This is a genomic window from Sphingomonas sp. Leaf67, from assembly GCF_001421965.1.
Classification (GTDB): domain Bacteria; phylum Pseudomonadota; class Alphaproteobacteria; order Sphingomonadales; family Sphingomonadaceae; genus Sphingomonas.
This window is the reverse complement of sequence record NZ_LMLP01000001.1, coordinates 1-19,464: the sequence shown is the minus strand read 5'-3', so window position 1 is coordinate 19,464 and position 19,464 is coordinate 1. Positions and strand designations below refer to the sequence as shown.

At 65.4% G+C, this 19,464-nt stretch carries 26 protein-coding genes and 2 pseudogenes; 12 read left to right on the top strand and 16 right to left on the bottom strand.

Going from position 1 to position 19,464, the window contains the following annotated elements; genetic code table 11:
• Positions 1-193: 193 nt before the first annotated feature.
• From ASE90_RS00125 to cysS, 3 genes are all read right to left on the bottom strand, one after another.
• Positions 194-1,567 carry a class II 3-deoxy-7-phosphoheptulonate synthase gene (locus ASE90_RS00125; protein WP_055994349.1) on the bottom strand — a complete coding sequence of 458 codons (1,374 nt, stop codon included), beginning with the start codon at positions 1,565-1,567 and terminating at the stop codon, positions 194-196.
• A gap of 97 nt (positions 1,568-1,664) precedes the next feature.
• Positions 1,665-2,105 carry a TM2 domain-containing protein gene (locus ASE90_RS00120; RefSeq protein WP_055994346.1) on the bottom strand — a complete coding sequence of 147 codons (441 nt, stop codon included), beginning with the start codon at positions 2,103-2,105 and terminating at the stop codon, positions 1,665-1,667.
• A 70-nt stretch (positions 2,106-2,175) separates the two neighbouring features.
• Positions 2,176-3,615: a cysteine--tRNA ligase gene (cysS, locus tag ASE90_RS00115; protein WP_055994344.1), complete on the bottom strand. Its 1,440-nt coding sequence runs from the start codon at positions 3,613-3,615 to the stop codon at positions 2,176-2,178.
• A gap of 190 nt (positions 3,616-3,805) precedes the next feature.
• On the opposite strand from cysS, the gene ASE90_RS00110 reads away from it, so the two are divergent.
• From ASE90_RS00110 to ASE90_RS00100, 3 genes are read left to right on the top strand one after another with little or no spacing between them, the layout of a single operon-like run.
• A complete protein-coding gene (locus tag ASE90_RS00110; RefSeq protein WP_055996936.1) occupies positions 3,806-4,378 on the top strand; it encodes an SRPBCC family protein in 573 nt (190 codons plus the stop codon).
• 15 nt (positions 4,379-4,393) lie between these two features.
• Complete coding sequence (locus tag ASE90_RS00105; RefSeq protein WP_055994341.1) at positions 4,394-5,596, top strand: zinc-dependent alcohol dehydrogenase; 1,203 nt, start codon at positions 4,394-4,396, stop codon at positions 5,594-5,596.
• On the top strand, positions 5,596-6,366 hold the full coding sequence (locus ASE90_RS00100) for an SDR family NAD(P)-dependent oxidoreductase (RefSeq protein WP_055994337.1): 771 nt from the start codon (positions 5,596-5,598) through the stop codon (positions 6,364-6,366). Before ASE90_RS00105 ends, ASE90_RS00100 begins: the two co-directional genes overlap by 1 nt.
• Before the next feature lie 79 nt (positions 6,367-6,445).
• Here the strand turns inward: ASE90_RS00100 and purU are convergent, their stop codons facing one another.
• The 7 genes from purU to ASE90_RS19425 are packed head-to-tail and all read right to left on the bottom strand — an operon-like array spanning position 6,446 to position 11,645.
• The gene (purU, locus tag ASE90_RS00095) at positions 6,446-7,327 is read right to left on the bottom strand and encodes a formyltetrahydrofolate deformylase (RefSeq protein WP_055994334.1); all 882 of its coding nucleotides are present in this window, start codon (positions 7,325-7,327) and stop codon (positions 6,446-6,448) included.
• A gap of 48 nt (positions 7,328-7,375) precedes the next feature.
• Positions 7,376-8,293, bottom strand: coding sequence for a copper resistance protein B (locus ASE90_RS00090; protein ID WP_055994331.1), 918 nt, complete (start codon positions 8,291-8,293; stop codon positions 7,376-7,378).
• Complete coding sequence (locus ASE90_RS00085; RefSeq protein WP_055996933.1) at positions 8,290-10,131, bottom strand: copper resistance system multicopper oxidase; 1,842 nt, start codon at positions 10,129-10,131, stop codon at positions 8,290-8,292. The genes ASE90_RS00090 and ASE90_RS00085 overlap by 4 nt, the downstream gene beginning before the upstream one ends.
• Positions 10,132-10,182: 51 nt before the next feature.
• Positions 10,183-10,749 carry an RNA polymerase sigma factor gene (locus tag ASE90_RS00080; RefSeq protein ID WP_055994329.1) on the bottom strand — a complete coding sequence of 189 codons (567 nt, stop codon included), beginning with the start codon at positions 10,747-10,749 and terminating at the stop codon, positions 10,183-10,185.
• Positions 10,746-11,189: a Spy/CpxP family protein refolding chaperone gene (locus ASE90_RS00075; RefSeq protein ID WP_055994326.1), complete on the bottom strand. Its 444-nt coding sequence runs from the start codon at positions 11,187-11,189 to the stop codon at positions 10,746-10,748. Before ASE90_RS00075 ends, ASE90_RS00080 begins: the two co-directional genes overlap by 4 nt.
• Positions 11,186-11,452, bottom strand: a complete 267-nt coding sequence (locus tag ASE90_RS00070; protein ID WP_156357672.1) for a hypothetical protein — start codon at positions 11,450-11,452, stop codon at positions 11,186-11,188. Before ASE90_RS00070 ends, ASE90_RS00075 begins: the two co-directional genes overlap by 4 nt.
• Before the next feature lie 46 nt (positions 11,453-11,498).
• On the bottom strand, positions 11,499-11,645 hold the full coding sequence (locus tag ASE90_RS19425; RefSeq protein WP_156361352.1) for a hypothetical protein: 147 nt from the start codon (positions 11,643-11,645) through the stop codon (positions 11,499-11,501).
• A 395-nt stretch (positions 11,646-12,040) separates the two neighbouring features.
• Here ASE90_RS19425 and ASE90_RS00065 point away from each other — a divergent pair, with 395 nt between their 5' ends.
• The 9 genes and pseudogenes from ASE90_RS00065 (at position 12,041) to ASE90_RS18850 (ending at position 16,668) form a co-directional block, all read left to right on the top strand.
• A complete protein-coding gene (locus ASE90_RS00065; RefSeq protein ID WP_235531596.1) occupies positions 12,041-12,754 on the top strand; it encodes an SDR family NAD(P)-dependent oxidoreductase in 714 nt (237 codons plus the stop codon).
• A 22-nt stretch (positions 12,755-12,776) separates the two neighbouring features.
• Positions 12,777-12,950, top strand: coding sequence for an SDR family oxidoreductase (locus tag ASE90_RS18865; protein WP_082449236.1), 174 nt, complete (start codon positions 12,777-12,779; stop codon positions 12,948-12,950).
• Positions 12,951-13,012: 62 nt separating this feature from the next.
• Positions 13,013-13,180, top strand: a pseudogene (locus ASE90_RS19420) (12-oxophytodienoate reductase); the annotation flags it as partial.
• Between the two features lie 161 nt (positions 13,181-13,341).
• Positions 13,342-13,548, top strand: a complete 207-nt coding sequence (locus tag ASE90_RS18855; protein ID WP_082449232.1) for a hypothetical protein — start codon at positions 13,342-13,344, stop codon at positions 13,546-13,548.
• Positions 13,549-13,730: 182 nt separating this feature from the next.
• Positions 13,731-14,345: a YceI family protein gene (locus tag ASE90_RS00055; RefSeq protein ID WP_055994316.1), complete on the top strand. Its 615-nt coding sequence runs from the start codon at positions 13,731-13,733 to the stop codon at positions 14,343-14,345.
• 68 nt (positions 14,346-14,413) lie between these two features.
• Positions 14,414-14,995 (top strand): cytochrome b, encoded by a 582-nt coding sequence (locus tag ASE90_RS00050; protein ID WP_055994314.1) that lies wholly within the window; start codon positions 14,414-14,416, stop codon positions 14,993-14,995.
• A gap of 7 nt (positions 14,996-15,002) precedes the next feature.
• Positions 15,003-15,563, top strand: a complete 561-nt coding sequence (locus ASE90_RS00045) for a YceI family protein (RefSeq protein WP_162235035.1) — start codon at positions 15,003-15,005, stop codon at positions 15,561-15,563.
• A 10-nt stretch (positions 15,564-15,573) separates the two neighbouring features.
• Complete coding sequence (locus ASE90_RS00040; protein WP_055994308.1) at positions 15,574-16,323, top strand: SDR family oxidoreductase; 750 nt, start codon at positions 15,574-15,576, stop codon at positions 16,321-16,323.
• A 21-nt stretch (positions 16,324-16,344) separates the two neighbouring features.
• Entirely contained in the window at positions 16,345-16,668 is a 324-nt protein-coding gene (locus ASE90_RS18850; protein ID WP_082449228.1) for an NAD(P)H-binding protein, read from the top strand.
• A 189-nt stretch (positions 16,669-16,857) separates the two neighbouring features.
• Here ASE90_RS18850 and ASE90_RS00035 read toward each other — a convergent pair whose 3' ends face one another.
• The 6 genes and pseudogenes from ASE90_RS00035 to ASE90_RS18840 form a co-directional block, all read right to left on the bottom strand.
• Entirely contained in the window at positions 16,858-17,142 is a 285-nt protein-coding gene (locus tag ASE90_RS00035) for a LytTR family DNA-binding domain-containing protein (protein WP_162235034.1), read from the bottom strand.
• Positions 17,143-17,241: 99 nt separating this feature from the next.
• Positions 17,242-17,583 carry a response regulator gene (locus tag ASE90_RS00030; protein WP_055994302.1) on the bottom strand — a complete coding sequence of 114 codons (342 nt, stop codon included), beginning with the start codon at positions 17,581-17,583 and terminating at the stop codon, positions 17,242-17,244.
• Complete coding sequence (locus tag ASE90_RS20090; RefSeq protein WP_055994299.1) at positions 17,580-17,783, bottom strand: hypothetical protein; 204 nt, start codon at positions 17,781-17,783, stop codon at positions 17,580-17,582. Before ASE90_RS20090 ends, ASE90_RS00030 begins: the two co-directional genes overlap by 4 nt.
• Positions 17,758-18,123, bottom strand: a complete 366-nt coding sequence (locus ASE90_RS20415; protein ID WP_235531660.1) for a histidine kinase — start codon at positions 18,121-18,123, stop codon at positions 17,758-17,760. Before ASE90_RS20415 ends, ASE90_RS20090 begins: the two co-directional genes overlap by 26 nt.
• On the bottom strand, positions 18,120-18,590 hold the full coding sequence (locus ASE90_RS20410; protein ID WP_055994293.1) for a hypothetical protein: 471 nt from the start codon (positions 18,588-18,590) through the stop codon (positions 18,120-18,122). Before ASE90_RS20410 ends, ASE90_RS20415 begins: the two co-directional genes overlap by 4 nt.
• Positions 18,591-18,651: 61 nt before the next feature.
• A pseudogene (locus ASE90_RS18840) lies at positions 18,652-19,364 on the bottom strand (IS5 family transposase).
• Between the last annotated feature and the right edge of the window lie 100 nt (positions 19,365-19,464).

The following is a 19,464-nucleotide window of genomic DNA, read 5'->3' as shown; positions in this document are numbered from 1 at the left end:
AAGAGGCTAGGGGGTGGTTGTGCTTCGGGAAATTCGACGGGGCCGGGAGTCGGTACCGAAGTAAGGGCGTCCTCGCGAGCGTGCGAGGATCACTCGATATTCCGTGATTCAGGCATCCGTCCTCGTCACCCCGGATCGAGTCCGGGGTGACGGGTCGGGGCAGTACAGGGCAGCAGCCCGCTTGAAAGTCCCGTTACGCCGCGACGCGGCGGCGTTCGGACAGTTCCTCGTTCAGCATCTCGGCGAGCAGGAACGCCAGTTCGAGGCTCTGCCCGGCGTTCAGGCGCGGATCGCAGTGGGTGTGGTAGCGATCGGCGAGGCTCTGTTCGGTGACCGCAATCGCGCCGCCGGTGCATTCGGTAACGTTCTGCCCGGTCATTTCGGCGTGGATGCCGCCGGCATGGCTGCCCTCCGCCCGGTGAACGGCGAAGAAGCCGCGCACTTCGGCGAGGATCCGGTCGAACGGCCGCGTCTTGTACCCCGTCGTCGCCTTGATCGTGTTGCCGTGCATCGGATCGCACGACCACACCACCGGATGCCCTTCGCGCTGAACGGCGCGGATCAGCTTGGGCAGGCCCGCCTCGATCTTGTCATGGCCATAGCGGGTGATGAGCGTCATGCGGCCGGCAACCCGGTTCGGGTTGAGCGTGTCGAGCATCCGCAGCAGCGCATCGGGCTCAAGGGTCGGGCCGCATTTGATGCCGATCGGATTGCCGATACCGCGCAGGAATTCGACATGCGCCGACCCGTCGAAGCGGGTGCGGTCGCCGATCCACAGGAAATGGGCGGAGGTGTCGTACCAGTCGCCGGTCAGCGAATCCTGCCGGGTAAGCGCCTGTTCGTACGGGAGCAGCAGTGCTTCGTGACTGGTGTAGAAGCTGGTCGCCTTCAGCTGCGGCACGCTGTCGGCATCGATGCCGCAGGCGGCCATGAAGTCGAGCGCCTCGCCGATGCGGTCGGCGACGTCGGCATATTTCTTGGCCCATGGGGACCGGCCCATGAAGTCGTGCGTCCAGCGATGGACCTGATGCAGGTTCGCATAGCCGCCCGTCGCGAAGGCGCGCAGCAGGTTCAGCGTTGCCGCCGCCTGCGAATAGGCGCGGATCATCCGCTGCGGATCAGGGATGCGGCCTTCGGGGGTGAAGGCGATGTCATTGATATTGTCGCCGCGATAGCTGGGCAGTTCGACGCCGTCGACGACCTCGGTATCGGCCGAGCGCGGCTTGGCGAACTGGCCGGCCATGCGGCCGAGCTTTACGGTCGGCAGCTTCGACGCGAAGGTCAGCACCACCGCCATCTGGAGGATGACGCGGAAGGTGTCGCGTATATAGTTGGGATGGAATTCCGCAAAGCTTTCCGCGCAATCGCCGCCCTGCAACAGGAACGCGCGGCCCTCGGCCACTTCGGCGAGCTCGGCGGTCAGGCTGCGCGCTTCGCCGGCAAAGACCAGCGGCGGATAGTTGGCGAGCTGTGCCGTCGCTGCGTCGAGCGCCTGCGCATCGGGGTAATTGGGAAGCTGGCGCGCTTCGGCGGTGGTCCAGCTATCGGGGGCCCAGTTGGCGGCCATGTGCGGTATCCATCAAGTCGGTTCGGGCAATTCCCATGCGCGAAACCGGCCGTTCGCGCAATGAAGGAAAGGTTGTCCGCCCGGATCGACGGCTCGATCAGCCGTAGCGGTGATGGAACTCGTCATGGTCCATCACGAGATAGCGGATCGCGTCGATCAGCGCCCAGATACCGGTGACGAGCAGGCCGACGACGGTGCAGGTCAGCAGCAGCATGACGATGCCCGAACCGGTCTTGCCAAGATAAAAACGATGGATGCCGAGCGTGCCGAGGAAGAAGGCGAACAGCACGGCGGCGATCTTGTCCTTGCGCGGGCGGCGACGGCGATCGTCGTTCGCCGGGACCGGCGCGACGGTGCCGGGGACGTGATAGATCCGCAGCGCGCGGCCGTTCGATACCTCGAAATCGACCTGCGCGCCGACCGCCGGGCCGACGCGATCGCTCCAGTCGTCCGGTTCGAACCAGTAACGCTGTCCGTCGTCGCCGGCGATCCGCCCCTCGCGTCCGTCCCGATCGACGCCCAGCACCTGTCCCCGCATATCGTCCCCCGATGATTCGCGGGCCGGGTATGAAGGCGAAGCGGGGCCGGGAGCAAGGGGTTAGCGGATGCTATCCCAGCGTCGGCCGCCAGTCCCAGCCGAGCGGGTCGCCGTCCATGACCTCCACGCCCGCGGCGGTCAGTTCGTCGCGGATCGCGTCGCCCTTCGCGAAATCCTTCGCAGCGCGGGCTTCGCGGCGGTCGGACAGGCGGGCTTCGATCGCGTCGGCGTCGATGATCGCACCGGCCGGACGGACACGCAGGTCGGCGCGTTCGAGGGTGGCGAGACCGAGGCCCAGCACCGCGTCGAAATCGACGAGCGCCGCCAGCCGGTCGGCAGGCGTCAGCTTCTTGTCGGCGAGCAGCTCGTCGAGCACCGGCAGCGCGCGCGGCGTATTGAGGTCGTCGGAAACGGCCGCATCGAGGCGTTCGCGATAGGCCGCCGCCTTCGTCGCATCGCCGGTACCCGACGCGCGGGTACGCAGGGCGACGACGGTCATCGCCAGCCGCTTCAGCCGGGTCAGCGCCGCGACCAGATTGTCGGCCGAAAATTCCAGTTCGGAACGATACTGCGCCGACAGGCACATCATCCGATAGGCGAGCGGATGGACGCCGCCGTCGATCAGCGTCTGGAGGGTGGTGAACACGCCCTTCGACTTCGACATCTTGCCGGAGCGTTCGACGAGGAAGTTGTTATGCATCCAGAAGGCGGCACCGCTGTCGGCGCAACCGCAATAGGCCTGGTTCTGGGCGATTTCGTTCGGGTGGTGGATTTCGCGATGGTCGATGCCGCCGGTGTGGATGTCGAACGGCGCCCCCAGATATTTGAGGCTCATCACCGAGCATTCGAGATGCCAGCCCGGCGCGCCCTTTCCCCAGGGTGAGTCCCATTCCATCTGCCGCGTCTCGCCCGGCGGGGTCTTGCGCCAGATGGCGAAGTCCTGCGGATGGCGCTTGCCCGCGACGGGATCGATGCGGCCTTCGCCGGCATCGTCGTGCCCGCCGGCCAGCGCGCCATAGTTCGGCACGCTGCTGCTGTCGAAATAGAGACCGCTGTCGAGTTCGTAGCAATGCTCGGGTGCGATGCGTTCGGCAAAGGCGATCATCTCGGCGATGTGATCGGTCGCCACCGACCAGCGCGTCGGGTCGTCGATGTTGAGGTCGCCCAGATTGCCCTTGAACGCGGCGGTGTAGTGCGCGGCGATGTCCCAGATCGACTGGGCGCGCGCCTTTGCCGCCGCCTCCATCTTGTCGTCACCGGCATCGGCGTCGGAGGTCAGATGGCCGACATCGGTGATGTTGATGACATGGGTGAGCGCATAGCCTTTCCACCGCAACACCCGGCTGAGCGTATCGGTGAAGACGTACGCGCGCAGATTGCCGATATGGGCATAGTTGTAGACGGTCGGCCCGCACGAATAGACGCGCACGCCCTTTACCGGGTCGAGCGGTTCGAACCGCTGGAGGCTGCGAGTCAGCGAATTGTGAAGCGTGAGCGGGGCACCATGCATGGCCGATCGCATAGCGCGGCGCGCCCCGTCTGCAAATCCGTACCGTTGACCGGTAAAGTGGCAGTTGGCCCGGAACAGGGCTGGGCGACAGTGGTTGAGGATGCGGTGGTTAAAAACCGCAGCTAGAACAAATATTTAACATGGATCAATTCGCCGGGCCGCTGGGTTCGGCGGACAGGAGAGCATGACCATGGCCCGAAGCGAACACCCCGATGATATCGAACGGGACGATGCGCCTGCCTTCACATCGAAGGACGGGGCCGAACGCGGCGAGGCCGCACCGAACGGCGAGTCGTCGGTGTCCGGCGTTGCGGTGACCATCAACCGACCGGCCGGCGAACTCTATGCCTATTGGCGCGACTTCCAGAATCTGGCGACGTTCATGCAGAATGTTCAGGCGATCGAGGTGCACGATCGCGACCGATCGCACTGGACGGTAGCCGGCCCCAACGGGCAGTACGAATGGGACGCCATCGTTACCGAAGATGTTGATGGCGAACGTATCGGCTGGCGCGCCGAAAATAGCGACGTGCCGAACAGCGGCTGGGTATCGTTTCACGAAGCGGCCCCCGGACGCGGCACGGTGGTCACGTCAATGATCGCCTATTCTCCACTCGCCGGCATTTTCGGCAAGCTGGTTGCCAAGGTGACGCAGAAGGAACCGGCGATCCAGTCGCGCCGTGATCTGCGCCGGTTCAAGCAGCTGATGGAAACCGGCGAGATCGCGACGACCACGCCGCCCAACCGCGAACCCAAGTCTTAAAAGAAGGAGCCGGCGATGCGCGCACTTACCTGGCACGGCAAGCACGACGTCCGCGTCGATACCGTTCCCGATCCCGAGATCATCAACCCACGCGATGCGATCATCAAGATCACGTCGACCGCAATCTGCGGGTCTGACCTGCACCTGTATGACGGCTATATCCCGACGATGAAGGCCGGCGATATACTCGGCCACGAATTCATGGGCGAAGTCGTCGAGACGGGGCCGAAATCCACGCTGAAGAAGGGTCAGCGCGTCGTCGTGCCCTTCGTTATCGCCTGTGGCAGCTGCTACCATTGTTCGAAGCAGCAATATTCGGGTTGCGACAACGGCAACCCTGCCGACAATCAGGATATTGCGCAGGAATTGTGGGGACAGGTCGGGTCGGCTCTGTTCGGATACAGCCATATGACCGGCGGCTATCCCGGCGGACAGGCGGAATATGTCCGTGTCCCGTTCAGCGATGTCGGGCCGATCGTGATCCCCGACGGGGTCGAGGACGATAAGGTGCTGTTCCTGTCCGACATCCTGCCGACCGGATGGATGGCGGCAGAAAATGCCGATATCGAGGACGGCGATATCGTGGCGGTCTGGGGATGCGGCCCGGTCGGGCTGTTCGCGATCCAGTCGGCGTTGCTGATGGGTGCGCACCGGGTGATCGCGATCGATCACTTCCCGCACCGCCTCTCACTGGCCAAGGGATTAGGGGCGGAGGTCCTCAATTTCGAGGAAACCGATATCTACGATGCGCTGATGACGATGACCGGCGGGATCGGTCCCGATGCGGTGATCGACAGTGTCGGCCTCGAAAGCCATGGGATGTTCGTCGACAATATCGTCGACCAGATCAAGGCATCGACCTTTCTCGGCACCGATCGACCGCATGCCTTGCGTCAGGCGATCGTCGCTTGCCGCAAGGGCGGACGGGTCTCGGTGCCGGGCGTCTATGGCGGATTGATCGACAAATTTCCGTTCGGTGCGCTGATGGAAAAGGGGCTGACGCTCAAGACCGGGCAGACCCATGTGCAGCGCTATCTGCCGGGCCTGTTGGCTGCCATCATGGAGGACAAGATCGACACGACCTTCATGATTTCCGACCGGATGGCGCTGGAGGATGCGCCCAGGGGCTACCAGAAATTCCACGACGAACAGAATGTCTGCACCAAGGTCGTGCTGAAGCCCGACTGGGCAAAGGCCGCCGCGACGGGAGAAGCGTGATGGCGAACAAACTGGCAGTAATCACCGGTGCCTCGACCGGGATCGGGTATGAACTGGCAAAGATCGCGGGGGCGGAAGGCTATGATCTGATCGTCGTTGCCGACGAACCGCAGATCACCGTTGCCGCCGACGATTTCGGTGGGGGAGCAGTGTGGGCGGTCGAGGCCGATCTGGCGACGTTCGAGGGCAACGACCGGTTGCTGGACGAGGTGGCCGGGCGGCCGGTCGACCTGCTGATTGCCAATGCCGGGCGCGGTTTGGGTCATGCGTTCATCGAGCAGGACGTGTCGGCGTGGCGTCGGGTCATCGATACCAACGTCACCGGCACGACGTACCTGCTGCAAAAGGTGGCGCGCGACATGGCGGCGCGGGGCGAGGGGCGCATCCTCATCACCGGATCGATCGCCGGCCTGATCCCTGGCAGCTATCAGGCGGTATACAACGCGACCAAGGCGTATCTCGACAGCTTCGCCTATGCCCTGCGCGAGGAGTTGAAGGACAGCGGGGTGACGATCACGGTGCTGATGCCGGGGCCGACGGATACCCGCTTCTTCGAACGTGCCGGCATGATGGATACACCGGTCGGCAAGGATGATTCGAAGGAAGATCCGGCGAAGACTGCGCGTAATGGCTGGGACGCGGTGATGGCCGGATCGGCGCATGTCGTGTCGGGGGCGAAGAACAAGCTGCAAGCCGCGATCAGCCATATCACGCCGGACAGCGTGCTGGCGAAGATGCACACGAACATGGCAAAGCCCGACGGGGAGTAGGACGATCGTTCGCAAACTGAACCGTTCGTCCCGAGGGCTCAGGCCCTGCTGGCGCGAACGGTTCGGGGCACATCGGACCTTATCGAAACACCACCGTCCGGTGACCGTTCAAAAACACCCGCCGTTCCGCTGCCCAGCGGACGGCGCGGGCCAGCACCTGCGCCTCGACATCGCGGCCGATGCGGATCAAATCGGCTTCGGTGTCGCGGTGGTCGACACGTTCGACCGCCTGTTCGATGATCGGGCCTTCGTCGAGATCGCCGGTGACATAATGGGCCGTCGCGCCGATCAGCTTGACGCCGCGCTCATGCGCGCGGGCATAGGGGCGGGCGCCCTTGAAGCTCGGCAGGAAGCTGTGATGGATGTTGATGCAGCGCCCCGCCAGCCGCTGCGACAGGTCGCTGCCGAGCACCTGCATATAGCGGGCGAGCACCAGCAATTGCGCATCGGATTGTTCGAACACTCGCAGCATCGCCGCTTCCTGTCCCAGCCGGTCGCCGTCAACGATCGGCAGGTAATGGAACGGCACGCCATGCCATTCGGTCAGCGCGCGCAGCGACTGGTGGTTCGAAACGACGCCGACGATCTCGACCGGCAGGTCGCCGGTCTTCCACCGGTGGAGCAGGTCGTTGAGGCAATGGCTGCCTTTCGACACGGCGATCAGCACGCGCATCCGCTCGGCAAGGGGAACGATCGACCAGTCGAGCGCGAAGTCGTCGCCGATCGCCGCGAACCCCTGCACCAGTGCGTCGAGGTCGACCGGAAAGGCCGGGCCGGCGCCGGCGAATTCCACGCGCATGAAGAAACGGCCGGCTTCCAGATCGGCATATTGCTGGCTGTCGAGGATGAAGCCGTCGATCCGCGCCAGATGCCCGCTGACCGCCGCGACGATCCCGACGCGGTCGGCGCATGACAGCGTCAGCACATAGGCGGGCGACCCCGCTGCGTCGGAAACCGGCATCGACTTTTCCCCTGTTGGTCGGGGCGCTCTAACGACGAATGCGCGGGGTTAAAACCATGCACGGATGCCGGCGACCAGACCGATGCCGCCGCTATCCTCGCCCGCCGCGCGGCCGAAGCGCCGGGTATCGCCGAAGCGACGTTCCCAGTTCACCCCGACATAGGGCGCAAATTCGCGGGCGATCTCGTACCGCAGGCGGAGGCCCAGTTCGGCATTCGTCAGCCCCGATCCCGTACCGGTCTCGCGTATGTCCTGTGCGGACAGGTTCAGTTCGGCGCGCGGTTGCAGGATCAGCCGCTGGGTGAGGCGCTGATCGTAATAGCCCTCGATCCGGCCGAGCAACTCGCCTTTGGTCGAGAGGAATGCGGCGGCGTTCAGTTCGAACCAATAGGGGGCGAGGCCCTCGACACCGACCGTCAGATAGGTTCGCGCCGGGGTCGGGCGGATGTCCTGCCGGATGCCGGCCTGCAGGTTGAAATAAGGATCGATCGCGCGCGAATACAGCGCCTGGACTTCGGCAGCGTCGAGGCGGTCGCCGCCTTCACCCTCGCTCTTGACGACGAGGCGGTGGATGTCGCCGCCATACCAGCCCTCGCCTTCCCACGCATAGCCGCCGTCCTTCCACTCGGCACGGTCGAACAGGAGCTGGGCGAAGCGCTGGCCGCCGCCTTCCTCGGCCATCATCGCATCGCGCGACCGGGCCATGACATCGCCGCCCCAGACGCGGTCGGCGTAATGCGGCATCGGGACCGGCGGGGGCGGCGCGCTCCCGGGCGACTGATCAGTGCCGGTGGGTTCGCCCGCTTCGGCGGGCGAGGCCGGTTCGGTGGTCTTCTCGGCCGGCTGCGCCTTGGATTGTGCAGGTGCCGCGGGCGGCATCTGCATATGGTCCATATGGCTATGGTCCTGCGCGACGGCGGGGACGGCAGCGGCGAGCGCGAGCAGCGTGGCGAGGGTGCGGATCATGCGGCGGCTCCCTGCGGACGGACCGAGACGACGCGCATCATGCCGGCGAGCATGTGGTAGAGCATATGGCAATGAAACGCCCAGTCGCCGACCGCATCGGCGGTCAGGTCGAGACTGACGATCCCGCCCGGTTGCACCAGCACCGTATGCTTGCGGGGACTATGGTCGCCATGCCCGGTGACGAGCTCAAAGAAATGGCCGTGCAGATGGATCGGATGCGCCATCATCGTGTCGTTGATCAGGTTGATGCGGACCCGCTCCCCTTCGGCAAAAGCAAAGGGTTCATGGGTGTCGACCATCCGCTTGCCGTCGAACCCCCACATGAAGCGTTCCATGTTGCCGGTCAGGTGGATGTCGATCTGGCGACCCGGCGCGCGGACGTCGGGATTACGATCGAGCGAGCGCAGCTGGCGATAGGTCAGCACGCGGTGGCCGGCATCCTCCAGCCCCTGTCCCGGATAGTCGGTGCGGTCGGCTGCCATCGGCGAGATCGTCTGGACGCCCGGTGTCTTCGCGACGCCCGGCGCGTTGGCGAAGTCGCGCATGCCATGATCCATCTCGGCCATGCCGCCGCCCATGCCGCCCATGCCGCCCATTTCATCGCTCGCCGCGCCATCATGGCCCATCGCGGCGTGGTCCGGTGCGGGCTGTGCCTGCGTCTGCGCCGTCGTGGCGAGACGACGCGAGGCATTCTGTTCGGCGGTCGGGTCGGGACGACCGGGTTTGCTTTCATTCCCCATGCCACCCATGCCCATATCGGTCATCGTCGCGAGCGGGCGGGCCCGCAGCGGCGGGACCGGCGCGGTCAGGCCGGGGCGGGGGGTGAACGTCGCGCGGGCCATGCCCGACCGGTCGACGCTTTCCCCGACCAGCGTATAGGCCGCGTCGCCGGGGGTGACGATCGCATCATAGGTTTCCGCGACGCCGATCTGGAACTCGTCGACGGTCACCGGCTGCACGTTCAGCCCGTCGGACTGCACGATCGTCAGCGGCAGGCCGGGGATGCGCACGTTGAACGTCGTCATCGCCGAGGCATTGACGATCCGCAGCCGCACCCGCTCGCCGGGGGTGAACGCGCCGGTCCAGTTGTCGACCGGACCATGGCCGTTGACCAGGTAGGTATAGGTCGCCCCGGTCGCGTCGGCGATATCGGCGGGGTCCATCCGCATCTTGCCCCATTCGGCGCGGTCCTTCGCGCTCTGGTCGCGACCCGCCAGCAAGCCGACCAGCGTCTGGCGCTGGAAGTTATAATAGCCGGGTTGCAGCTTCATCTTGCGAAAGATCGTGGCGGGACTCGACTGGCTATGGTCGGACAGGACGATGACATGCTCCCGGTCGAAGGCGACGGGGTCGGGGGCGGCGGGATCGATGACGATCGGGCCGTACAGCCCCGCCTGTTCCTGCCCGCCCGAATGGCTGTGATACCAGTAGGTCCCGTTCTGCCGGACCGGGAAATCGTACAGGAAGCTCTGTCCCGCCGGGATACCGGGAAAGGAGATGCCGGGCACGCCGTCATATTGGAACGGCACCAGCAGCCCGTGCCAGTGCAGCGAGGTTTCTACGTCGAGATCGTTGACGACGCGGATCCGCGCGCGTTGCCCTTCGCGCAGGCGGATCAGCGGGGCGGGGGACATGCCGTTGATGCCGATGCTGCGCGACGGGCGGCCATCGACCATGCGGTTGATCCGGCCGATCCGCAGTTCGATCAGGTCGCCCGACACCACGGGGCCGTTCGTCGCCTGTCGTGCGCCAAGCGGCGTCCATGCGCCGAGCGTCATCGCGCCGCCGCCCAGCGCCACGCCCCGTAACAACCGGCGGCGATCGATCGTCGTCGTCATGCAAAAATCCTCGTCATCCATCCGGTCATACGCAGCACGGGCACCGCCCCCTCAACCATCCAGCAATTCGGCGAGCCTGATGCGGGCGCGCCGGATGCGGGTCTCGACCGCCTTGGTGGAAATGCCGAGCAGCGCGGCGGCGTCGGACTGCCGCATCTCCTCGACCGTGCACAGCAACAACGGTTCGCGCAGGGTCGCAGGCAGCATCGCGATCGCAGCGCGCAGCCGGGCGGTTTCCTGTCGCTGCTCGGCGGCCACTGCCTGATCGGGACCGTTCGTCGCGATCGAGTCGGCCATCTCATCGACCGATCGTGCGCCGAAAAAGAAGCGCCGCAGCGCCCGCCGCCGCGCAAGGTCGCGGCATTTGTTCAGCGCGATCGTCGCCAGCCACGCCGCCATCGGGCGCGATCCGTCATAGCGGCCGAGCGCGCGATAGGCGGACAGGAACGTCTCCTGCACCAGATCGAGCGCTTCGTCGGGATCGCCGACGCTGTTCAGGATCAGGCGATACACCCGGCTGCGATGACGCTGCATCAGCGATGCGAAAGCGGCTTCGCTGCCGGCCAGTGCCTCTGCCGCCAGGTCGCCGTCATCGGGGCCGGGATCGGCTGCGGTCACTGCGCGGGGTGGGTGAGCGCGCGTGCCACCGCCCGGTCGAACGCCGGGGTCTGATCGGGACGCAGCAGTCGCCGCATCGCGAAGACATGCGCGAGGGTGGCTTTCTGCAACGTGCCCATCGTCCTGTGCGACGCATCCACTGCCGCGGCGACGCGCGGGCCGTCATCCTGCTCGGCGGCCATCGCCTGCGCCAGCCGCGCATTGTCGGCGCGCATCTGCGCCTGCAACGCCGCACGCTGCGTCGCATACCCCGCTTCCAGCGCGTCGAGACGGCGCATCTGCTCGGGCGTCAACCGCATGTCGTCATGGAGCAGGGCATGAAGTTCACCGCCATGCGCCGTCGAAGGACGATCGCCGATCATGCGACCGGCAAGTACCCCGCCCAGCGCCGCGAGAAAGGCGACGATGGCGACCAGAACCGTCCACCGGGTCCGGCTCATCGGCCGGCCAGCAGCGTCGACGGCGCGAGCGCGAGGTCGTCAGCGAAGGTCGCCGCCGGCTGCGGACGCGGGATCGGATCGGCGGCGATCAGCCCCATGGTCACCGCCCCGATCGCGGCGACCCCGGCCAGGCGCACGCCCGCCGCACGCGCCGCGCCATCCGCCCGCATCCGGGCGAACACGGTCGGGGCAAGCGCGTCGAGGCGCGGATCGTCGGTGACGTGCGACAGCCGGCGCAGCGATTGGTCGAGATCGTCGATCATAGCATCCATTCCACCCTTACGCTGAAATGCTACGCAGCGTCTCCGGTCAACCCTCGACCAGGACGCAGATCATGCCGAATTTCTCGGATTTCTCGACCCGGCTGGCGATTGCCGACCTTTCGATTTTCACGCCAAGCTGCTCACGTTGTCGAAACGAGCAGCCAACGGCTTGACCGACGATCGCGCCGGGCATCGGTCCGACAGGTGGGCGGGCCGCCAATCCCACGCACGTCGTCTGCGCGTCACCCTTGGACGCACGACGCCCGAAGCGGATACGACAGGCCATCCCTAACCCGCTCCGATCGCCTGGGCGATACCGCGCAGCCCACCGGCACTGCGGGTTCTTGGCATATGCCGTCCTGATTTCCAGTCGCCGGGCATCCGTCCCTATCGCCGTCCGGAGGCAACACGGAGCGAGTCACGTCTTGCCGCTATGGAGTACCGGCTCTTGCCGAATATCTCGAACGCAAGCGTCGAAACTTGATCTCTTCCCGGCATTTTCAAAGCGTGGGAACTGCCATGCCGGAACGCATTCACAGCTTTCGAAGAGGCAGCCAGATGGACAATTTCCCGACACATGCAGGCCGCGTGGCGGTCGTTACCGGCGCGGGTCGAGGCATCGGGGCGGCGATCGCGATCGGTCTGGCGGCCCGCGGCGCTCGCGTGGTGATCGCCGACATGACGCCGCCGGACGCCACCGTCGCGACGATCGGCGGAGCGGCCGTCGGCGTCGCAGCGGACATCTCCACCCCCGCGGGCTGGGCGGCGATCGAACACGCCGCCACGGCGGCATTCGGCGACGTCGACATCGTCGTCAACAATGCGGCCTATTATCCCAACCACCCGATCGACGACCTCGATTTCGAGACGTGGCGCCGGACGATGTCGGTCAATCTGGACGCGCAATATCTCTCCGCCAAACAGTTCGTGCCGGCGATGCGGCGCAGGGGCTGGGGCCGGTTCGTCGGCATCTCGTCCAACTCGATCGGCCTGAACGTGCAGGGCATGAGCCATTACATGGCATCGAAGATGGGCATCATCGGCTTCATGCGCGGTCTGGCCAACGATGTTGCCGCCGACGGCATCACCTGCAACGCGATCCTGCCCGGACTGACGCATACCGTCGCCACCGAGGCGCAGGGCGAGGAAGCCCGCCGCGCGGTGTGGCAGGCGCAGGCGATCCAGCGCTTCGCCGAACCCGACGAGATCGTCGGTCCGGTGCTGTTCCTGACCAGCGACGACGCCGCCTTCATGACCGCACAGGCGGTGGTCGTCGACGGCGGACAATATCGCGTCGGCTGAACCCTTTTTCGGAGTGACGGACATGGCGGGACGTTTGCAGGACAAGGCGTGCATCATCACCGGCTCCGGCGGCAGCATCGGGCGCGAGGCGGCGTTGCGCTTCGCCGCCAATGTCGCGCTGTTCCTCGCATCCGACGAAAGCTCGTTCGTGACCGGCGTCGATATCAAGGTCGATGGCGGCATGGCGGTGTGGTGAGCGCCCCCGCGCGCGGCCTGGTCGCGCCCTGCTCCCCCCTTGTTCCAGAAAGCAGTTTGCGCATGACCGACCTCCGTTCCGACATCCTGTTCCAGCCCGGCACCATCGGCGCGTTGCCGATCCGCAACCGCATCGTCATGGCGCCGATGACCCGGTCGCGGTCGCCTGGCGGCGTGCCGGAGGCGGACATCGCCGCCTATTACCGGCGCCCGGCGGAAGGGGGTGTCGGGCGGCGGCGGCGCTCGCCATACCGGTCAACAGGCTGTAGGAAGAGGAAGACCGCGACGGGACATGGCGGGCATATGTCAACGGGATGTTGGCAGAGCCCTACCGATCACTGTTCGCGCGGATCGACCTGTTGATACTGTTGGCCGCGCCGGGCTGAGACGTGATGCTCGACTGGCAACTGGAGCAGGAACGGGCGCTGCGACGCAGTGGTGCCGAGGGTCGGGGCGTCATGAAGGATACCGAGGTCGTCCGCTTCATCGTCCACTATGAGAGGCTGACCCGGCACATCCTCGAAGAGATACGGCAACGCGCCGACATCGTGGTGTTGCTGGACAAGGACCGGCGTCTTTCGTCGCTGCTCGCTCGATAGCATCCGTTCGGCAGACCGGTCTTCGAGCACCATGTCCCCCGGCCGGCGAGACCGGCACTGTTCGAAACGATCGAACGATCTGGTTTAAACTATTCGTCTGTCCGGGACGCGCTTTCGCCAGCATATACCCCATAGCATCGCTGCCGGTTACGAAGCATCCGCCGCCGAAAAGGGAAACCGCCATGAAGACACTGATTGCCGCCGCACTCTCGATCACCGCCATCGCCGCGACCACCGCGACCGTGGCCCAGACCGCGCCGGCCGAGGGTCCCGCCACCGTGAAGGCGGGCACCTACACCGTCGAGACCTATCACACGTTGGTCCGGTTCGGGGTGAACCACTTCGGCATCAACGAATTCTTCGGCACCTTCCCCGGCGCCAGGGGCAGCCTGACGATCGATCCGAAGAACGTGGCGGCGACGAAGCTGGACGTCGCGGTGCCGGTCGCCACCGTCTCGACGACCAACGCGATACTCGACAAGGAACTGGTCTCCGCCGACTGGCTGGACGCCGCGAAGTTCCCCGAGATGCGCTTCGTCTCGACCACCGTAACGCGCACCGGCGCGACGACCGCCCGGATCGCGGGCAACCTGACGCTGCACGGCGTGACGAAGCCGGTGACGCTCGACGCGACCTTCACCGCGGCAGCGACCAACCCGATGAACAAGGCGTATACGCTCGGCTTCAAGGGCAGCGGCGTCATCAAGCGGACCGATTTCGGCGTCAGCAAATACGCGCCGCTGGTCAGCGACGAGACGACGATCAATATCAGCGCGGCGTTCGAGTACAAGAGCTGATCGTTCGCTCGCGATGCCCCGTCCGGCGCGGCCGGGCGGGGCGTCATCACTTCGGAAAGGGATCCTCCATGCGCACCCGCTATTCCGCCGTCGCCATGGTCCTGCACTGGACCATCGCGGTGCTGATCCTGGCCAATCTGCTGCTCGGCTGGCGAATGGGCTATCTGAAGGGCATGGCGCAGTTCGACATGTTCCAGCTTCACAAGTCGATCGGCATCACCGTGCTGGTGCTGAGCGTCCCGCGGCTGGCGTGGCGGCTGCTCAATCCGCCGCCGCCGACGGTCGCGCCGATGAAGCCGTGGGAGCACCGCGTCGCGAGCGCCACCCACTGGTTCTTCTACGTCATGATGATCGGCATGCCGCTGACCGGCTGGGCGATGGTGTCGGTCAGCCCGTACAACATCCCGACGTTGCTGTGGAAGACGATCCCGTGGCCGCACATCGGCGTCCTCCATTCGCTCGATGCGGCCGGCAAGGCGCAGGTCGAGGCGATCGGCGGTGGCGCGCACCTGTACCTCGCGCTGGGCGGCGCGGCGCTGATCGCGCTGCATGTCGCGGCGGCGCTCAAGCATCAATTCATCACGCGTGACGGCGTCCTGGGCCGGATGGTTCCGGGCCTGGCCAGCACGCCGACCGCAGACCGAGGATAATCGAACCATGCGTTACTTCCCCATCATGGCCGCCGTCCTGGTCGCCGCCCCCGCCATCGCCGCGCCCGCCCCGTCATGGACGATCGACAAGGCCCGATCGCAGGTCGCGTTCGTCGCCAGCATGAACGGACAGGCGATCAACGGCAGCTTCCGCCGGTTCGACGCGCGCATCGCGTTCGATCCCGCCAACCTCGCCGGGTCGAGCGTCGCGGCGGTGATCGACACCGCCTCCGCCGCGACCGGCGATGCCTCGCGCGACGAATCGCTGCCGACGCCGGACTGGTTCAACGTCCGCGCCTTCCCGCGCGCGACCTTCGTGTCCAAGTCGTTCAAGAGCCTCGGCGGCAACCGCTATCAGGCGGCGGGGACGCTGACGATCCGCGGCGTGGCGCGGCCGGTCGTCTTGCCGTTCCAGCTGGCGATCAACGGCAACGCCGCCCAGATGCGCGGCATACTCACAATCGACCGACGCTGGTTCGGTGTGGGGCAGGGGCAGTTCGCCGGCGTCGATGCGGTCGCGGCCGCGGTCAAGGTCAACATCACCATCAACGCCCGCAAGACGGGTTGAGGACATCGCCATGCAGCACAGCGGCAACACCATTCTCATCACCGGCGGCGGATCGGGCATCGGCGCGGCGCTGGCGCAGCGGTTCCACGATCTGGGCAACACCGTCATCGTCGCCGGACGGCGGCAGGCGACGCTGGACGCGACGATCGCGGGGCGGGCGGACATGCACGCGATGACGCTCGATGCCGATGACGCGGGGGCGATCACGGCGTTCGCCGCCGCGGTGACGGAGCGTTTCCCCAACCTCAACGTCCTCATCAACAATGCCGGCATCATGCGCGTCGAGTCGCTCGATACCGCGCGCGACCTTGGCGATGCGGAGGCGACGATCGCGACGAACCTGCTCGGCCCGATCCGGACGACCGACGCGCTGGTCGATCACCTCGTCGCGCGCGGCAACGGGGCGATCGTCAACGTCACTTCCGGCCTCGCCTTCGTGCCGCTGGTCGCGACCCCGACCTATTCGGCGACCAAGGCCGCGCTGCATTCCTACACCGTGTCGCTGCGCGCCGCGCTGTCCGGCCGGGTCGAGGTCATCGAGCTCGCGCCGCCCGCGGTCCAGACCGAACTCACCCCCGGCCAGTCGACGCGGGAGGGCTATCAGCCGCTCGACGCATTCGCCGACGAGGTGATGGCGCTGTTTGCGCAGGAGCCGACCCCGGCCGAGATCTTGGTCCAGCGCGTCCATCCGCTGCGCTTCGCCGAGCGCGACGACCGCTTCGCCGCGACACTGGAACGGCTGAACGGTCAGGCGCACTGAACCTTTTCGAAGCGCTGAATCATGGCCAGGATCGGCCTCATCGGCGCATCAGGAAACGGTGGCGCGTGCATCCTGAAAAAACGGTCGGACCGCGGCCATAGCGTCACCGCCATCGCGCGTCGTGTGGACAGGATCACGACGCTGCCGGGCATCACCGCTCTTTACGGCGACATGGCGGATGCGGAGCAGCTTGCCAGCCTGCTCGCAAGGCAGGGCGCGGTCGTCAGCCCCGTCCAGAGGCGTAGGGCGCATAGCCCTTGCCCGTTTCGCTCAGCAGGACAAGGCGCGAGATCCGCGCTCAACCGGTTGGCGACGATCGCCCGGACGAACCGCCATCGAGGATGATGATGACGAAGGCGGGATCGGCGTCCCGCCGCGGTCGAGGGGCTTGAGGCTGTGTGTCAACATCGGTCCTGCTGCTATAGCGGGCCGGGCAGGTCGGCGCATGGCTTTCGCCGGCTCGTCTGCGAAGGCGCATCCGGTCAGATGGATGAGCACCAGCCTTGGCAAAACCGGGTAACTTTCGATCGACGCTCACAGCCGGAGGCGGTGACGAATCCCGCTCAAATAGTTTCGACCCACTGGCCTTTCTGTGTCATCGGCGTCGATGACGACCCACGCCCCTGCGCCGACATGACGCATTCCCTTTATGCGCGTCAGATCGATGACCGTGGACCGATGGATGCGCACGAACGACTGTGAAGCGAGGCGGCTCTCCATATCGCCGAGAGTCGCGCGAAGCAGATAGGACCGGCCTTCGCCGATAATCCGGATATAGTCGCGTTCGGCCTCAATCCGTTCGATCCGATCGGTGGCCAACCGGATGACCGATCCGCGATATGGTACCCAGAAATCCAATGGGGCGCTGGCGATCGCTGAATCCTGCGCCAGAGTTGCGGTCAGACGATCTAGTGTCCGTCAGATACGTTCGGGGACGATCGGCTTCAACACATAGTCGACGACGGCAAGGTCGAACGCCTCCTTGGCGAAGTGGTCGTGCGCAGTGATGAACACGATCCGCGGTGGCGTTGGCAGCGCGCACACCTCGGCGGCGACTTCCAGACCACTCAACCCGGGCATTGCGATATCGAGGAACACGACCTGTGGCCGGGTTTCGGTGATCAGGTCCAGCGCGGTTGGCGCGTCTACCGCCTCGCCGACGATCCGTACCTGTCCGGACCGCGCGCAGAACCGGCGCACGCCCTCGATCGCGAAAGGTTCATCTTCGATGATGACGGCCGTGAAGGGCGCAGCTGTCACGACGACACCAGCGGCACTGTAAACTCGGATCGGAAGCCGCCGCGCTGCAGCGTGCGCGCGACCAGTCGACCGGCATTGCTGAATCGGGCCAACAGACGCTCGGTGACGTTGCAAAGCCCGATGCCCAGTCCGATCAGCGTCGCCGGCTCGTCCGACGGTGATCCAGACCACGCGTCATCCTCGATCCGGACGACGAGCATGTTCGCGTCGGACCGGAACGCCCGTATCTAAAGCAGCACGGACGCTCGTCATTGCCACGCCGTGCTTGATCGCATTCTCGACCAATGGCTGGAGGATCAGCGCAGGCAGCCGGGCGTGGCGGACGTCATCGTCGACGTCGATGGTCACCGTCATCAGATGCGCGAACCGGCGGCGCGCGAGCGTGAGGTAGCGCAACTGCATGTCCACCTCGTCAGCCAATTCGACCTCGGCTACCGGATCGGCGGCCAGCCCGTAGCGCAGCAAGGCGCTGAACTCGCCGATCATGCCCTCCGCCTCGGACACGTCCCGACGATTGACGAGCGTCGCCAGAGAATTCAGGCAATTGAACAGGAAGTGCGGGTTAATTTGATAGCGAAGCGCGCGGATCTCGGCGAGCCTCGCCTGCTCGCCTGCTCGCGGGCACGACTGGCAAGGCGTTCCACCGCTGCGGTCTGCGCAGCCGATTCCAGCCAGAGATAGAGCAGACCCCAAGCGGCGAACACGAACAAGAAGTTGACCGAATATTCCTTGGCAACCAACCACAGATACGCAGGCGTGCACACCGTTCCATCGACGCATAGCTCGTTGGTGAATAAGGAAAGCACATAGAACGCGAACGAATTGATGAGAGCGAAAAGGCATCCCGCGAGGATGCTGAGACCGGCGATCCAGATTAACCTGGTCGTGGTCGTGATCGGGCTAATTCGGCGCAGGACAAGGTGCATGGCCCAGGCCAGTCCCGCCCCGGCAGCCGAAACCGCGATCTGCCGTAGTATCGACGGGATTTGATTGCTCTCGTCGATCAACAGCGTTCGGACTGACGTGACCCCCGTTTCTTCATCCACCTGAACTAGGGTCTGTTGAGGTTCACCGTGAATTGATGACGGCAGCGGCAAGGTAGATAGCGGCGGAGAAGCTGGTGTCAGTTTTGTCGGCACGCATGGCGATGCGTTTGAACTCCTTCAGTTTGCAGAAGAAGTTTTCGATGAGATGTCGCCACTTGTAGATGTCGAGGTCGATAGGGATCGGTCTGGCGCGGCGTGGGTGCTGGGAAATGACGATTTGCGCACCGCGCTCGTTGAGGTCGGCGATGATGGCATTGCTGTCGAAGGCTTTGTCCGCGATCATACCTCCAAACTCGATGCCCTTGACCAGCGGTTCGACGCCAACGGTGTCGAACCGCTGTCCCGGCATGAGGACGAAGCGGACGAGATTGCCCAGCGCGTCGGTCAGCGCGAGGATTTTGGTCGTCATGCCACCTTTCGAGCGGCCGATGGCCTGGCTGCAAGTCCCCCTTTTGCGCCTTGTCCGTGGCGGTGGACTTTTACGATCGTGGCATCGACCATCGCATATTCCATGTCCGGCTCCTCGGAGCAGGCATCGAACAGCCGCTTGAAAACATCGGCTTTCACCCAATCCCGGTAACGACGAAACACCGTGTTCCAGTTGCCGAAGCCCGTTGGCAGGTCGCGCCACGGACTGCCTGTCCGCACGACCCACAGGATCGCCTCGACGAATAGACGGTTGTCGCCGCCGCTACGCCCGGGATCACCCGGCTTGCCATGGCAGTGGGGCGCCATCCTCGCCCATTGGGCGTCGGTCAGAACAGATCGGTCCATCCGCAGCGTGAATCAGAAAATCCCAACCAATGGAATCCTGAAACTCAACAGGCCTTAGAGC

Bases quoted from the DNA above. Each gene is read 5' to 3' on its own strand.
- ASE90_RS00125 (WP_055994349.1), bottom strand. From the start codon at position 1,567: ATGGCCGCCAACTGGGCCCCCGATAGCTGGACCACCGCCGAAGCGCGC.
- ASE90_RS00120 (WP_055994346.1), bottom strand. From the start codon at position 2,105: ATGCGGGGACAGGTGCTGGGCGTCGATCGGGACGGACGCGAGGGGCGG.
- cysS (WP_055994344.1), bottom strand. From the start codon at position 3,615: ATGCATGGTGCCCCGCTCACGCTTCACAATTCGCTGACTCGCAGCCTC.
- ASE90_RS00110 (WP_055996936.1), top strand. From the start codon at position 3,806: ATGGCCCGAAGCGAACACCCCGATGATATCGAACGGGACGATGCGCCT.
- ASE90_RS00105 (WP_055994341.1), top strand. From the start codon at position 4,394: ATGCGCGCACTTACCTGGCACGGCAAGCACGACGTCCGCGTCGATACC.
- ASE90_RS00100 (WP_055994337.1), top strand. From the start codon at position 5,596: ATGGCGAACAAACTGGCAGTAATCACCGGTGCCTCGACCGGGATCGGG.
- purU (WP_055994334.1), bottom strand. From the start codon at position 7,327: ATGCCGGTTTCCGACGCAGCGGGGTCGCCCGCCTATGTGCTGACGCTG.
- ASE90_RS00090 (WP_055994331.1), bottom strand. From the start codon at position 8,293: ATGATCCGCACCCTCGCCACGCTGCTCGCGCTCGCCGCTGCCGTCCCC.
- ASE90_RS00085 (WP_055996933.1), bottom strand. From the start codon at position 10,131: ATGACGACGACGATCGATCGCCGCCGGTTGTTACGGGGCGTGGCGCTG.
- ASE90_RS00075 (WP_055994326.1), bottom strand. From the start codon at position 11,189: ATGAGCCGGACCCGGTGGACGGTTCTGGTCGCCATCGTCGCCTTTCTC.
- ASE90_RS00070 (WP_156357672.1), bottom strand. From the start codon at position 11,452: ATGATCGACGATCTCGACCAATCGCTGCGCCGGCTGTCGCACGTCACC.
- ASE90_RS19425 (WP_156361352.1), bottom strand. From the start codon at position 11,645: ATGCCCGGCGCGATCGTCGGTCAAGCCGTTGGCTGCTCGTTTCGACAA.
- ASE90_RS18865 (WP_082449236.1), top strand. From the start codon at position 12,777: ATGGCGGGACGTTTGCAGGACAAGGCGTGCATCATCACCGGCTCCGGC.
- ASE90_RS18855 (WP_082449232.1), top strand. From the start codon at position 13,342: ATGCTCGACTGGCAACTGGAGCAGGAACGGGCGCTGCGACGCAGTGGT.
- ASE90_RS00055 (WP_055994316.1), top strand. From the start codon at position 13,731: ATGAAGACACTGATTGCCGCCGCACTCTCGATCACCGCCATCGCCGCG.
- ASE90_RS00050 (WP_055994314.1), top strand. From the start codon at position 14,414: ATGCGCACCCGCTATTCCGCCGTCGCCATGGTCCTGCACTGGACCATC.
- ASE90_RS00045 (WP_162235035.1), top strand. From the start codon at position 15,003: ATGCGTTACTTCCCCATCATGGCCGCCGTCCTGGTCGCCGCCCCCGCC.
- ASE90_RS00040 (WP_055994308.1), top strand. From the start codon at position 15,574: ATGCAGCACAGCGGCAACACCATTCTCATCACCGGCGGCGGATCGGGC.
- ASE90_RS18850 (WP_082449228.1), top strand. From the start codon at position 16,345: ATGGCCAGGATCGGCCTCATCGGCGCATCAGGAAACGGTGGCGCGTGC.
- ASE90_RS20090 (WP_055994299.1), bottom strand. From the start codon at position 17,783: ATGCTCGTCGTCCGGATCGAGGATGACGCGTGGTCTGGATCACCGTCG.